Origin of the sequence: Scatolibacter rhodanostii, assembly GCF_900197595.1 — a bacterium.
Lineage (GTDB): Bacteria > Bacillota > Clostridia > Oscillospirales > Acutalibacteraceae > Scatolibacter > Scatolibacter rhodanostii.
Genome location: NZ_FZLO01000002.1, coordinates 483089 through 497279, shown reverse-complemented (window position 1 = coordinate 497279; position 14191 = coordinate 483089). Strand labels below are relative to the sequence as shown.

The 14191-nt window shown below is 41.7% G+C and carries 15 protein-coding genes and 1 other annotated feature; of the genes, 5 read left to right on the top strand and 10 right to left on the bottom strand.

The window, feature by feature from the left end:
- The first annotated feature begins 5 nt into the window (after nt 1–5).
- From CS931_RS06945 to CS931_RS06925, 5 genes are all read left to right on the top strand, one after another.
- A complete protein-coding gene (locus CS931_RS06945; RefSeq protein ID WP_099205034.1) occupies nt 6–548 on the top strand; it encodes an N-acetylmuramoyl-L-alanine amidase in 543 nt (180 codons plus the stop codon).
- Between the two features lie 72 nt (nt 549–620).
- Nucleotides 621–1970 carry an alanine/glycine:cation symporter family protein gene (locus CS931_RS06940; protein ID WP_099205033.1) on the top strand — a complete coding sequence of 450 codons (1350 nt, stop codon included), beginning with the start codon at nt 621–623 and terminating at the stop codon, nt 1968–1970.
- A 170-nt stretch (nt 1971–2140) separates the two neighbouring features.
- Complete coding sequence (locus tag CS931_RS06935; RefSeq protein ID WP_099205032.1) at nt 2141–2464, top strand: cyclic-di-AMP receptor; 324 nt, start codon at nt 2141–2143, stop codon at nt 2462–2464.
- Nucleotides 2464–3447 carry a DNA polymerase III subunit gene (locus tag CS931_RS06930; protein WP_099205031.1) on the top strand — a complete coding sequence of 328 codons (984 nt, stop codon included), beginning with the start codon at nt 2464–2466 and terminating at the stop codon, nt 3445–3447. Before CS931_RS06935 ends, CS931_RS06930 begins: the two co-directional genes overlap by 1 nt.
- A gap of 166 nt (nt 3448–3613) precedes the next feature.
- Nucleotides 3614–4483 (top strand): PSP1 domain-containing protein, encoded by an 870-nt coding sequence (locus CS931_RS06925; protein ID WP_099205030.1) that lies wholly within the window; start codon nt 3614–3616, stop codon nt 4481–4483.
- Between the two features lie 114 nt (nt 4484–4597).
- Here the strand turns inward: CS931_RS06925 and CS931_RS06920 are convergent, their stop codons facing one another.
- From CS931_RS06920 to CS931_RS06875, 10 genes are all read right to left on the bottom strand, one after another.
- Nucleotides 4598–4798 (bottom strand): helix-turn-helix domain-containing protein, encoded by a 201-nt coding sequence (locus CS931_RS06920; RefSeq protein WP_099205148.1) that lies wholly within the window; start codon nt 4796–4798, stop codon nt 4598–4600.
- A gap of 33 nt (nt 4799–4831) precedes the next feature.
- Complete coding sequence (locus CS931_RS06915) at nt 4832–5569, bottom strand: tRNA1(Val) (adenine(37)-N6)-methyltransferase (RefSeq protein ID WP_099205029.1); 738 nt, start codon at nt 5567–5569, stop codon at nt 4832–4834.
- Nucleotides 5570–5642: 73 nt separating this feature from the next.
- Nucleotides 5643–5810, bottom strand: coding sequence for a 4Fe-4S ferredoxin (fdxA, locus tag CS931_RS06910; RefSeq protein ID WP_099205028.1), 168 nt, complete (start codon nt 5808–5810; stop codon nt 5643–5645).
- A gap of 138 nt (nt 5811–5948) precedes the next feature.
- A complete protein-coding gene (locus tag CS931_RS06905) occupies nt 5949–6743 on the bottom strand; it encodes an ABC transporter ATP-binding protein (RefSeq protein ID WP_099205027.1) in 795 nt (264 codons plus the stop codon).
- Nucleotides 6727–7680: an ABC transporter permease gene (locus CS931_RS06900; protein ID WP_099205026.1), complete on the bottom strand. Its 954-nt coding sequence runs from the start codon at nt 7678–7680 to the stop codon at nt 6727–6729. The genes CS931_RS06905 and CS931_RS06900 overlap by 17 nt, the downstream gene beginning before the upstream one ends.
- A 104-nt stretch (nt 7681–7784) precedes the next feature.
- Entirely contained in the window at nt 7785–8822 is a 1038-nt protein-coding gene (locus tag CS931_RS06895; RefSeq protein ID WP_099205025.1) for an ABC transporter substrate-binding protein, read from the bottom strand.
- A 75-nt stretch (nt 8823–8897) separates the two neighbouring features.
- Nucleotides 8898–9133: a binding site (T-box leader), on the bottom strand.
- 50 nt (nt 9134–9183) lie between these two features.
- Nucleotides 9184–10677 (bottom strand): DUF4340 domain-containing protein, encoded by a 1494-nt coding sequence (locus CS931_RS06890; RefSeq protein ID WP_099205024.1) that lies wholly within the window; start codon nt 10675–10677, stop codon nt 9184–9186.
- A 3-nt stretch (nt 10678–10680) separates the two neighbouring features.
- On the bottom strand, nt 10681–12204 hold the full coding sequence (locus tag CS931_RS06885; protein ID WP_099205023.1) for a motility-associated ABC transporter substrate-binding family protein: 1524 nt from the start codon (nt 12202–12204) through the stop codon (nt 10681–10683).
- Between the two features lie 13 nt (nt 12205–12217).
- Complete coding sequence (locus CS931_RS06880; RefSeq protein ID WP_099205022.1) at nt 12218–12925, bottom strand: ABC transporter permease; 708 nt, start codon at nt 12923–12925, stop codon at nt 12218–12220.
- Nucleotides 12922–13983, bottom strand: a complete 1062-nt coding sequence (locus CS931_RS06875) for an ATP-binding cassette domain-containing protein (protein ID WP_099205021.1) — start codon at nt 13981–13983, stop codon at nt 12922–12924. The genes CS931_RS06880 and CS931_RS06875 overlap by 4 nt, the downstream gene beginning before the upstream one ends.
- Between the last annotated feature and the right edge of the window lie 208 nt (nt 13984–14191).

Here is a 14191-nt window from a genome sequence, read left to right as displayed (position 1 = left end):
GTAGAATGGCAAAAATCTATATCAGTTTGCCAAGAAAACGAAACCGGCAATATCCAAATGGCGGAGATGAAAGCTTTTGGATGAGTGAAATGGCGCAGTTAATAGCCAATGACTTAGCCAATAAAGGGGTGATTTGCGTAATTTCTCCAGAAGAGCTCAAAATGCCGGCCCTAATACGTGATGCAAATGCAGATACATATGATTTACACCTTGCTTTGCGTTCTAATGAAGCCTGTTTACATTATAAGGGTAGAAGAAAAGGAGCGCAGTTTTTTTATTATGAACACGATACAAAAGGAAAAGAAATTGCCCAGAGCATAGCGGAAAGTTACAAAAAAATTTATCCTGAGCCGAACTTGGTACAGGTAGATTCTGTTACCGCTCTAGATGAATTACGTAAAACAAAAGCTACAGCAATTTTGGCAGAGCTCATTTATCATGACAATCCGCAAGATGAAATATGGCTGACCCATCATACGGATGAAATTGCAAAAAATTTGTCAAGGTCTATCTATTCTGTTTTAGAATTTTATGAGCTGACAAATTAAAAGGGAATCATACAAGGTTGTAAATCTCAATTCAATATAAATAGATACCAAAACATATTTTTCTGGAAAGGAATGAGAAATATACTGCAGACAATTAGCAATATGCTTTGGGGTTGGCATGTTCTCATTCCAATTTTGATTGTGGGAATTTGGCTGTCCCTTAAAAGCAAATTCTTTCAAATTAGAAAGAGCAAATTTTGGATGAAAACAGCCCTTTTTGGGTCAAAATCAGAGAAAGGAAAGATTTCTTCTTTTCAGGCGTTAACAGCAGCACTGGGAGGCTCAATTGGAACCGGAAATATTGTTGGTGTGGCGGTAGCTGTTGGCACTGGTGGGCCAGGGGCTATTTTATGGATGTGTATCTCTGCGTTGTTTGGCATGATGACCTTGTTTGCAGAAAATATGCTGGCGGCCAAATATCCCCAGAAAAAAGGGCCGTTAGGGTACATAGAAAGAGTAAAAAAGATAGGAAAACCTTTGGCGGCTTTGTATGCGGTTGGATGCTTTCTTTCTTCTTTAGCCATGGGCAATATGGTACAAGTCAATGCGGCGGCTTCGGCCTTTTCAGAGTTTGGAATTTCCCCGGAAATGTCAGGCTTCATTTTAGCCGCTGTTCTCTTTTTTGTGGCAGTGGGCGGTATGCAATTTGCGGTGAAAATAACAGAAAAATTAGTGCCTCTAATGACAGTTATCTTTTTTTCTGCAGCAGTGGTTGTGCTATGGGTGTTTCGGGCTAACATTCCTTCGGCAATAACTTCTATTTTTGAAGGCGCTTTTTCTTTGCGTGCAGGATTAGGCGGGGCAGCCGGCATGATACTGGCGGCCAAAACAGGGATTTCTCGAGGTGTGTTCACCAATGAGGCCGGACTTGGCAGTGCCAGTTTTGCTTATGATGAAGTAGAAAGCTTAACGCCGGTGCAAAAAGGTTGCTTAGGGATTTTTCAAGTTTTTGCGGATACCGTTGTCATGTGTACCATAACAGGTTTGTGCATTCTCAGCGCACAGGCTCCTTTAAACCTAGAAGGAGCAGCGATAAGTTTTTTTCCATTTGAAGCGGCGATGGGTGAGTGGGGGGCTAAGTTAATTTCTTTTTGTACGGCCTTGTTTGCCGTAGCGACTACCATCACATGGTGCTGTTATGGGCGAGAGGGACTTTTTTACCTCACCAAAGGCAAAGGAAAAACGACATTTGCCGTTGTGTATGCTTTTTGTGCTTTTTTAGGCTGTGTTGTACCACTTGACTTTGCTTTTCAGCTTGGGGATAGTTTCAATGGATTGATGGCCATTCCTAATATAATAGCGTTATTTTGTTTTGGCAGTGAAGTAATGACTGTAATAAGAGATAAAGACAGAAAGGTGAGATTGCGTGAAAAGACAAAAAAAGCAAGCAAATTAATAAAAAGCAAGTCTAGGCAAAAATAGGGTGAATCTTTGGTAATTGTGAGATAAACGTAAGACTTATTTCTCAAATTGCTGTAAAAATAGTATAGATTTTTTAAAGAGTTTATGGTATGATAGGTTCGTAAAACAGCAATAAATAGGAAGATTTTTTGTATATAAAATACGAAACAAACGAAAGAAAGGCGGATTTTATGAAACTAATTCTTGCAATTGTGAGCAATGATGATAGTGGTGCCGTTTCTTCTTCTCTAACAAGAGAGGGATATTCTGTAACAAAGCTTGCCACAACAGGCGGATTTTTAATGGCAGGTAACACTACATTCATCTCTGGTGTAGAAGATGAGAAAGTAGACGAGGTGATTGAAATCATCTCCAAACATAGCAGCCGCAGAAATCAGATGGTGCCCAATACTTCTACCATGGATATGGGCATGTATTCTTCTTTCCCGGTTGAGGTGACAGTTGGCGGCTCTACTATTTTTGTATTAGATGTCGACCGATTTGAAAAGGTCTGATGAGCTTTATAGATTTTTTAGGGAATGAGCACGTCAAGCAAAGCCTTTTTTCTGCCCTGCAAAGTGGAAAATTTCCGCATGCTATTGTTTTGCAAGGTGAAAAAGGGACCGGAAAACGCACGTTTTCGAAGCTTCTTGCACAGGCACTGGTTTGTCGACAAAAAATACAGGCACCGTGTGGAGAATGTCCCTCGTGTGTTCGTGCCAAGGCAGGTTCTCATCCTGATATTCGTATAGAAGAAGGGAGCGGGGCAACTCGCTCCCTTACTGTTGATACCGTGAAAGCGATTATTGCAGATGCTTATCGAATGCCCGAAGAGGCCGATATACAAGTCTATTTGCTCTTCATAGAGAATAGAATAAGTGAAGCGGCACAGAATAAATTATTAAAAGTAATAGAGGAACCCCCTGCGCGCACTATTTTTATTTTTACTTGCCAGAGCGCAGAAGTTTTGCTGCCCACCATACGGTCACGTGCGCAGATTTTTACGCTCCAACCGCCTTCTATTCAAGAATCAGCTGAGTGGATTGCTCAAAAACAAGAAATGCCACATGAGAAAGCATTGACTTTGTCAGAGCTTTGCGCAGGTAATCTCGGCAAAATGTTAGAGGAAGCAGAAAGCGGTACAGCGGCATCGGTGCGAGAAATAACAGACTTGATTTTACCGCAAGTTGCGGGGAGAAGTGAAAATGAAATTTTTGCTAGCACCTCTGCGCTTATTCGAGATAAAAAAATGTTTGCTGCCGTGTTAGAGCAGTTAGAAGAACTTTTTCGGCAAGCTGTGTTGCTCAAAAGTGGCTATACAGGTCTATCTGTAAAAGAAACACAAAGACTGGAATCGCTGCAGAAGATTTCTGTCAAAAGACTTATGCAGATGCGGGAGGTCGCCAGAGAATATAAAGATAAAATGGAAAGAAATGCTAATATGACACTGCTTGTAACTGCCTTTTGTGCGCAGTTAAGAAAAATGGCAGGACGATAGCCATTTTCAGATAAATACAGAATAGGGTAAATTTTTTGCAATAAAACAGTTTGTCTGCCTAAATAAAAGATAAACGAATAGATAGATTTATAACTGCATTTGCAGAATATAGGAAAGCGGCTTTTTGTTTTGAAGCATAAGGTCGGGAAAGGATATAATTAAAAAAATGGCAGAAGTAATTGGTGTTCGGTTTAAAAGCACCGGTAAAGTATATTATTTTGACCCTAAAAGCATACAGCTTGAAAAGGGAGATATGGCCATTGTAGAAACCGCCAGAGGAGTTGAGTGCGGTGAAGTAGCTATGGCCAATCGGAATGTTAGTGATGACAGTATTGTGCAACCATTAAAAAGCTTAATTCGCAAAGCAACGGCAGACGATATCCGGAAACTAGAAGAAAACAAAGAGAAAGAAAAGACTGCCTTTATTCAATGTGAAAAGAAAATTGCCGATCATGGGCTTGATATGAAGTTGGTTGATGTTGAATATACCTTTGACAATACAAAAATTTTGTTTTATTTCACAGCAGATGGACGAGTTGATTTCCGTGAGCTTGTCAAAGATTTAGCCGGAATTTTTCGTACCCGCATTGAGCTAAGACAAATTGGTGTGCGTGACGAGGCAAAAATGCTGGGCGGCCTTGGTATTTGCGGCCGAGAATTTTGCTGCGGAAGTTTCTTGAATGGCTTTCAGCCTGTCTCCATCAAGATGGCAAAAGAGCAGGGCTTGTCACTGAATCCAGTGAAAATTTCGGGTGCATGTGGCAGATTGATGTGCTGCTTGAAGTATGAGCAAGACGCTTATGTCGACCTCTTGCGGACAACGCCTAAAATGGGAGCGATTGTCTTGACTGATGAGGGCAAGGGTGTGGTTATTGACCAAAATCTTCTTACACAGAAACTGACGGTTAAACTTGATAAAGACCCTGATGCTGCCCCTAAAATCTATAAAGTAAAAGACGTAAAATTGATTAAGGACGGCAAAGTAAAGGTGAACCCCAAAGAAGCCGCTGAACTGAAAGCATTGGAAAAAGAATAAATAAAAAAACTGTTGCAGGGAATTTTTCCTTGCAGCAGTTTTTTTATTTAGATTAAATTGATAGAGAATAGTGGTGTGTAATAAAGGAAAACTTTATAGGGTTTTCCTTTGTTTTCATTTCTCCACGTATTCCGCTATATCCTGCAAATTGCAATTTAGAATAACACAAAGAGTATTCAGCGTGTCTGTGGTGACATTTTCGTTTGCTTTGAGTCGTCTTATCGTGCGTGAGTCGATATTGTGTTTCTCACGAAGCATGTAGGTCGAAACATTTTTCTTGCGCATGGTTTCCCACAGTCTATCAAATACAATCATGATTATAAGCCCCTCAACAAACATCTAATCTTCTCATGATTTCTCTGCATGAGTTTTATAATCCCCATAAATAGCAAGCATTTCTGCGGTATACCCATTTTCATCTTCAATCAGCAGCGTGGGTTCAATGATTAATCCGCTTTTGCCGCCCTTTTTGCATTCTAGGAGAAAAAGTGAGGGCTTGCTGTTATTTCTTTGTTGCACTAAACGAAGACGCTTAGGTTCTAATCCATGTTGACGAAAGATATTCATGGCATCTGTTAAACGTTCTGGACGTTGACAAATGCAAAAGCGGCCGCTAAATTTAAGGGCAAAGCGAACACTCTTGGCAAGCTCATCCAAAGAAAGCGAATCTTCATGTCGCGCTGTTTTACGAGAGGAATCTTCGTTTTGCAGACCGGCACCGATGGCTTTGTAAGGGGGATTACAGGAGATTAGGTCTAGCGATTCTGGTGTGAAAAGAGAGCGGATATTGCGTAAATCGGCATGATGAATGGCAAGCTGAGGAAAGCCGTTGCGCTTTGCTGAGGCTTGCAGTTGCTCCACTGCATTTTGCTGAATTTCTACAGCATGAATTTGTGAGGGGCAAACTCGAATTTGCCATAGCAAAGGAATCATACCACAGCCGCTGCCAAAGTCAGCACAGATATCTTTGGCTTTGGGGGCAGAAAAATGAGCAAGCAAAATGGTATCCGTTGTAAAATGATGTTCTGGTGTGACTAAAATGTAGTGTTCAGAGGAAATGGGTTCCCACGTTTCATGTGTGTTCATAAAAGTTTCCTTTCATATAAAAACAGGACCTGCCACAAGGTGCAAGTCCTGTTTCTGTTTCTTTTGAAAGAAATTACGGCTGGGGAGCGTCTACAGGGCAAACACCTGCGCAAGCACCGCAGTCGACACATGTATCAGCATTGATTACGTATTTTCCATCGCCTTCAGAAATTGCTTCTGTAGGGCAAGTGTCGGCACAAGCGCCGCAAGAAATGCATTCGTCATTGATTGTATAAGCCATATTCTTACACCTCCATAAATATACACAGAGCATTTTCACAAGGTTACAATTGTCCATGCTCTCGATTAGCTATATTTTATCACATTTTTCAGAAAAATCAATAGTTTTCTAGTTTTAGAGCAGTTCAACAAAGTGGTTTTAGGACAAAAGCATACGATCATTTGTCAGGTTTTGTCCGCTTTGTGCTTTGAAATTTTGCAGAAGACTTTCTACGGTCATATTGGCTCGCTCTTCTCCTGCAATATCCATGACAATTTCACCATGCTGCATCATGAGGGTTCTGTCCCCATAAGCAAGAGCGTGTTCAATGTTATGTGTAATCATCAAAGTGGTAATGCCATGTTCTTTGCTGATTTTTTGCGTTAGATTTAAGACCTTGTCAGCGGTGGTGGGATCAAGTGCAGCGGTGTGCTCGTCTAAAAGCAGCAAATGCGGTGTGGCAATTGTGGCCATAAGCAAGGTGACAGCTTGACGCTGTCCACCTGAAAGCAGGCCAACCTTGGTTTTTAAGCGACTTTCAAGACCTAAATCTAAAGATTTTAAGTGCTCTTCAAAAATAGAAATGTTTTTTTTACTAAGACCGGGCCTCAGTCCTCGATGACCGCCTCGTAAGAAAGCAAGCGATAGGTTTTCTTCAAGAGTCATATTTGGCGCCGTGCCCATAAGCGGATCCTGAAAAAGGTGACCAATATTCTTAGCTCTTTGGTGTTCCGGTAAATAAGTAATATCTTCATCAGCCAACAAGATTTGCCCGCTGTCGGGAAAATGTGTGCCGGCAATTAAATTCAAGAGAGTGGATTTTCCCGCACCGTTTCCACCGATAATCGTGATAAACTCACCGTCAGAAGCCTTTAAACTGAGAGAAGAAATGGCATTGCGCTCATTTTGGGTGCCTTTGTGAAAGGTCTTGCTAATTTCATTGATGATCAGCATAGTTTTGGCTCCTTTTCAAACGAGATAGTTGAATCGAATCACGCACAGCTGGGTAAGAGATTGCCACAATAACAATAATAGAAGATAGAAGTTTCATGTCAGAAGCCGTAATATTCAGGAATTGCAGAGCGGGTGCATTGTTGTGCTGTAGGACAAAGGCAATGATAATGCGGTAGATGACAGAGCCTAATAGCACAGAAATCAGTCCTGTTAAGATGTTGCGCTTGTGAAAGACAGCTTGAATTAAATTGCCAATCAGAACTTCACCAATAATCAAGGAGGCTAGTCCCGTAACGACAACGCCGATACCCATACCGGCATCGGTAGCTTGCTGATATTGTGCCAAAACAGCCCCCGAAAGCCCCACAAGGGCATTGGCAATGACAAGACCAATGGTTTTCATCATACCAACATTGATGGAAGAGGAGCGCACCATGTTCTCGTTGTCACCCGTTGCACGAATAGAAAGTCCCAGCTGTGTCCCTAAAAACAAAACCAAAATAGCGGCACAAATGACCACCAAAATCAAAATGAAGACAAGCTTTCCGTAATCTCCGAATCCGGCTTTAAACCAGTCAAAAATATTGGGCTGATTAATAGAGTTTGCACTGGCTTTGTTGTCCATCACTTTTAGATTTATGGAGTAAAGCCCCGTCATGGTGAGAATACCGGCTAAGATGGATTGAATCCGGAGTTTCGTCTGTAAAAAAGCAGTAAAGAAACCGGCTAAAGCACCTGCCAAAATGGCAGCTAAAAGTCCTAGCCAAGGGTGCCCTCCTATCGTCAGCATGATAGACGCAGCAGCCCCTAAGGTAAAACTTCCGTCAACCGTGAGGTCGGCAAGATTTAAGATTTTATAACTGATAAAAAGTCCGGCGGCAACAAGGCTATAAATCAGCCCTAATTCAATGGCACCTCTTAGCGCAATGGCAGTCATAATGTCACTCCAAATTCAATGAGATAGCCTGCGCGGTATAAAATCCGTGCAGGCTGTGTGTTTTTACGAATAAAAATAAATTTGCTATGGAAACACAAGAGCTTTTATTCAAAAGTAATGGCGGAGGATAAGATATCTTCCGGAAATTCAATGCCCAGTGTTTTCAATGTTGTTTGGTTAATGTAGGTATCATAAGTTTCAAAAAATTTCACAGGAACTTCAGAGACAGGTTTGCCCTCTAAAATTTCGATGGCTTGGTCAGCGGTTTCAGCACCTAATTTAGAGTAATCAATCCCAATAGCGGCCAGTGCACCGTCTTTGACCATAGAGTCAGCGCCAACATAGAAAGGTACTTTGGCGGCATTAGCAGCTTCTACTACGACAGGCATATTCTGAGCAATACTGTTATCGGTAGAAGTAAAAATGGCATCGACCTGTGTGGCTAAGTTTGTGGCAACCTGCTGAATTTCACTGGTGTTAGAAACAGTACCCTCGACAACAGCAATTTCTTTTTCAGCGCAGTAAGCTTTTGCGGCTTCAACAGCATCCACAGAGTTGGTTTCGCCTGAATTGTAGAGCAAGCCAAAAGTTTTCAGCTCCGGGTTCACTTTAAGAGCCAAATCAATGGTAGAAGAAACTGGAATTCTATCAGAGGTACCGGTGATGTTACCCTCAGGCTTTTCAGGTGTTTTAATGCCAAGGCTATCAACAGGGTTGTTCACGGCAGCAAAGACAACTTTAATATCAGTGCCTTCTACAGCAGAAACAGCAATTTGTGCGGCAGGAGTAGCAATGGCAACAATCACATCTACACCGTCGCCAACAAATTTTTGGCAAATAGAGTTGAGGTTAGCAGTATCGCCGCTGCCGTTTTGATAATCAATGGAAATTTTGGTTTCATCGTAGCCCCATTCATCGATGCGGGCCAAAAAAGATTCTCTAATGGTGTCTAAAGAAGCGTGTTCGGTAAATTGAACCAGCCCGATTTTTAGAGGTTTGGGAGCTTCTGAACTGCTGGTTGAAGCAACATCACTCGAAGTGGAAGATTCGCCCCCGTCGCTTTTGCAAGAAGCAAGCAATGCGGTAAGCATTAGAACAGACAAAATCAGAGACAACATTTTTTTAACTTGAAATTTTTTCATGGCATTTAGTTCCTTTCCTCAACAAAAATAAATTTATGGATGAGGGACAGATAAAACAAAAGCACCTGTCCTCATTACAAGGACAGATGCGAAATCTGCGGTGCCACCTTGCTTGCCGATTTTTTCGGCCGCCTCGTAGAATGCTAACACATTCCTGCCTGTTAACGCCGGCAAACGTCCTGCCATACTCAGCCAAAGCTTTTCCGCAAGCCCTCAGGGGTCCATTCCATAAAAACGTAGCTGTCGGATTTCACCACCCCGACTCTCTTTCAGTTCGTTTTTTTATGTTATATCCCCGTCAACGGTTTAAAAACATTAAAGCACAGTGGTGTGATTTTGTCAATTGTTTTTGAAAAAATTTTTAAGATTCTTTCAAGACTTCATTCTTAGAAGCTCTGTCCAACAAAGTGATAAAATCATCTAAAGAAACTTTACGGAGAATACCGCTGTATTTTCCATTTAGTTCAGCAACATAGCGATCTTGACCCTCTAAAGCGTAGAACTTGACTACGTCGCTTCCACCTTCAAAATAATCATACTGCATAGAGAAAATAGGAGATGCTTTATCGTATTCAACCACTTCAGATGAAAGGATAGGCAAGCTTAACATAGCACTGTACATGGGCTGATAAGTTTTGGAATAATCAATGCTGCCACCGTTAAAAGTAGCTGAAATATCATACTGAATAGCGTCGTCAGTTGATTTTTCTTCGTTTTTCTCTCTGGTCATGTCAAAAACATAGGTAGAATCTGATTTTGTATAAGTTAGCTTACTGACATCTTGAATGTTGGAGAGCAGGATATACGAAGCGCGAAGTTTATCAAGCTTTGCATCACTCCAGACAGAGACAGAAGAGGAGGGAACTTCATAGATTGTTTTGTTGTCGTCAATGACTAAATAATGATTTTTGTTTTCATTGGCATCACTGATTTTTACCGTATGTTTTTCGCCGTTAATTTCAAAGTCGGCCTGTGCATAAGGCTCGGCTAGCCCATAAGTTTCAAAGTCAGCGTCGTCGGCCTTTACCTGAACAACATTTGTTGCCGTAATCGTTCTCAAAGCTGTTGTAATTTCAGAAATGGCAGTGGAATTGCCATCAGCCTCTATGGGAGCGAGCACGCGGTTAGGGGACATACTGGTAGAATCATTTGGATTAAGCGCAATTTCGATTTGTTCAGGGAATTGCTTGCCCGACAAGGTCAAGGCGGTCAGTACATCAGCGCCTGCAGAAACATTTCCTTCGGCATCGGTGACTTCAACATCAGGAATAGCAAGGACGGCTGTATCAACAAAGCTAAGTGCGGTATCAAAAAAACTTTGTGAAACAGAGCTGACGATATAAACGTTTTTGTCTTTCAAGACATAACGTCCTGTGGTACCTGAAGAAGGTAGGCCGACAATCAGAGTTTCATGGGTGCCGTCTGTATATTGCAGGGTAAGAGTGGCCTCTCCTTCACCGTCTAAGCCAAAATCAGCAAGCTTTTCTGGTGTGTCGAGCTGTTTGACAGCATTGAGAGAAACAACTGTGTTGGCTGCAGAAGAGAGGTTGCTGGCATTGAGCGCAACGCCGTCGAATCCTTCTAAAGAAAATTCAGTAGAGGCTTTCGTTTCGGTAGCTTCATCCGCTGCTATTTGTTTAGCGGTAATGACAAACTGATCTGCTGCATTTTTCACAGAAATAGAGGAAAGATCGGCTGCTGTTTTCTCAACAACAGGGATGATTTCTGTGGCAGTACTGGAGGAAGGTTCTTCAGCCGTATCCTCTTTTGGATTAAGCAGCAGGGCGGCTGCTATGCCGCCCACTGCCAAAAGAACCACCAGCATAATGATAATGTTTTTGGTCTTTTTTTTCATAGCTTACAAATGCCTCCTGCGCAGGAAGATAACCAATCCAAATGCAATGATAACGAGAGGGATGGCAACAGTAAACACACCAAACCCAAGAATATTCATGACAGATGCACTGGCGGCAATGTCATACTGATTGACTGTCACGGGAGCGATATAAACCTGGGACATATCTGAACCTGTGAGATTAGAGAATAAATCAGTAAAGAATTGCTTATTGGCAAAGGTAGATGAATTGATAAAGTTATCGGTGAAAGCAACGGAAGAAGAGAAGACAATTACATTCTCATTTACATATTCACCGTTTTTCTTAACAGCTTTGGTAGACATGGTAGCTACCGGATATGCATCTGTTTTAGATGTATCGCTATCTTCATTTTCCATGACATAAGTGCTGTCATAAGAAGTCCATAAAGCAGTAGTAGAGATACTGTCATTTCCAGAGAAAAGAAGTTCCATTGGTGCGGCAACTGGGGCAACAAGATAGGAATAAGAATTTTTAGACAGTAGCTCGCTAGAGGAATTAACAAAGATGATGGAAGCATCTCCGCCGGGAAGAACATGGTCTGTGTTGGTTTCGACAACAACAGCTTTTTGCAGTTTGACGCCCCATTCTTCTAAAAAGCTTTCGAGAGTCGGCATAGTAGGCTGGCTGTAGTCGGCCGTATAAAGAATGCTGCGAGAGTTTTCAGCTGTTTCATCAGAAAGAAACGTTCTTAGTTTTGTGATTTCAGCTTCTGTATAATCGGTTGATGGAGTAGGAATCATAATGATATCGGCATTTTCAGGAATGTCATCTGTCATAATGTTGAATTCCACTACATCAATACCACGGTCAGAAAGGTTCTTGTCAAAAGCAGCACGAGCAGTAGAAACTAGTAGCTCTTCGTGGCCGTTGGCTACCGCCATGGTAGGAACTTTCTCTAAGTTAACCAAGCTGAGAGCATTGGCCAAAGCCCCGTCTACTTTAGAAGTGTAATCGTAGCCGCCAGTTTGTTGGTTCTGAGTGGCGCTGAACAAATCAACCATGGGGGCAAGCACTTTTATACGCTTGTTTGATTTTACGATAACAGAACCGGTTGAAAGACTGTATTCAGAATACTCTTGTGTGAATTGAGGGTTGGTGTCTAAATCAACAAAGCTCACTTGAATTTTGCTGTTGACTTCTTGCAGCTTTTTAGCCAGCGTAATAACTTGGCTATACTGCATGTCGCCAGAATTCAATAACTGGTCTGCATTATCTTCACTGGCAAGAATAATAATCTGTGTATCTGTCTGAACCGATTTGGCAATTTCTACAGCATCTTCAGAAAGCGTGTTTATTTTCTGAGACGTTAAATCAATATTTAAAGAAGGAAAGCGGTCTGTTAAAACCGAAGCCAAAATATTGACCACGATGATAATGCAGAGAAAGACCACTGTCATGATAACGGAGGAAGTTCCGTGTTTGAATTTTGTGCTTTTTAGAAAACTGGGTTTGCTCTTTGTGGTAGCTTTGACTTCAGTTGTCTTATTTTCTTGTTTATCTTTCATTTTTAATCCTCCCTTAACTCCAACGGCGGCTTTCTAGCCTGCGAGAGGTGAGAAAGACAAAAATGGAGATGACGCTGATGAAGAAAATGCAGCTAGCAAAGCTGAAAGTTCCTGCAGTAAAAGTAGCGTTACGGGTAGAGAAAGAAATCCAACCAACAATTTTAGTAACAATTGGATTGTTTATACTAGCCGCAATGCCGTCTATATACATAAAGATGATAGAAGCAATAAAAGTGCCGACAGCAGCGATAACTTGGCTTTGTGTCAGACTTGAAATAAACACGCCGATAGAAATCATGGCGCCGCCATAAAGCAGGGTGGCAATATAGTTGCCAAAAATAATGCCCCAAGGTGGAGAAGATACAAAAGCTAGGGCAAAGGCGGGTAGAAGACCAAGTGTTGAAGCAACAAAGTAAACGGCAAAAGAGGCAAAAAACTTACCGGTTACAATAGAAACTACGCTGACAGGAGCGGTTAATAAGGCTTGGTCGGTTTTGTTTTTCTGATCTTCACTCATGCTTCTCATGGTGAGGATGGGAAGAATAATCATGGTAAAGCTGAACAAAGTGCTGTATACACTGCCGATGTAGGCGGTAGTGCCCGAGCTCATAAGAATGGCATAATAAAAGAAGCCATAAAGAGCCACAATAGCGGCTACACAAACATAGCCAATAGGGGAATAAAAATAAGATTTTAATTCTCTTTTAAAAATAGCAATCATGCGTTGTCCTCTCCTTTCTCTTCTGTCTCAGTTTGTTCTTCGTCAGAGGTATCTGCCTCATCTTGTGCTTCTTCCAGTTCGATTTCAGGGTGTTCAGAATTTTCGAGGTCATGCTGAACAGCGAAATCTTCTCCAGAAGTCAGCTTGAGGAACAAGTCTTCCAAAGTGAGATCAGAGTTTTTGAGAGCGAGGAGCGGCCAGCCTTTGCGTGCCAAAAGGGCAAACAAACTACGGCGGATATCGGTTTCAGGGGTAGCTTCAATGCTGATTTCAAAGACGCCTTTTTCTTTTTCGCCTAGGGAAAGGACATCTTCGACGTGTTCTAACTCACGAATGCCCTGCACAATTTCTTTTTCAATACCAGCAATTCTTGCCACCAACTTATGGTCTTTTGAAAGATCATGTGCCAGTGTATCTGCTTTGCCGTCAGCAACGATTTTTCCTTTGTTGATGACAATGATACGTTCGCAAACAGCCTGTACTTCAGGAAGAATATGCGAGCTAAGAATAATGGTATGGTTTTTGCCAAGGCTCTTGATTAGATTTCGGATTTCAATAATTTGTTTTGGGTCAAGACCAACGGTGGGCTCGTCCAAAATCAAAACAGGAGGATTTCCTAAAAGGGCTTGTGCAATGCCGACTCTCTGGCGATACCCTTTTGATAGGTTGCCGATTAAGCGGCCGTACACGTTCTCAATTTTTGTCAAACGGCAGATTTCGTCAATGTGTTTTTGACGAGGCAGCGCTACTTTTTTCAGCTCAAACATAAAGTTCAAGTACTCTTTGACTGTCATGTCCAAATAAAGTGGTGGCAGCTCAGGCAGATAGCCCATCATTTTCTTGGCAGCCGACGGGTCTTCAAGTGTATCAATATCCTGAATAGTGACAGAACCTGATGTAGATGAAAGATACCCGGTGATAATGTTCATAGTAGTAGATTTTCCGGCGCCGTTCGGTCCTAGAAAACCAACAATCGTACCTTCTTCGATTTTAAAGCTAACGTTGTCAATCGCGGTGTTGACACCATAGCGCTTTGTGAGGTGTTTGACCTCTATCATGGTAGATTCCTCCTGCTTTCAATAATCTCGATGTAACAATTTCTTATTTTATCGCACTATATAGGAATTTGCAATAAAAAATACGGATTTGTAAGGGCTATTTCTGCGAAATCTGTCTGAATAAAAATTTTCGTAGAGAGTAGAGCGAATGGGTAAAGTAAAAACAATGAATGATTCACTTACATTACCAAAACAAATGCAAAAATTT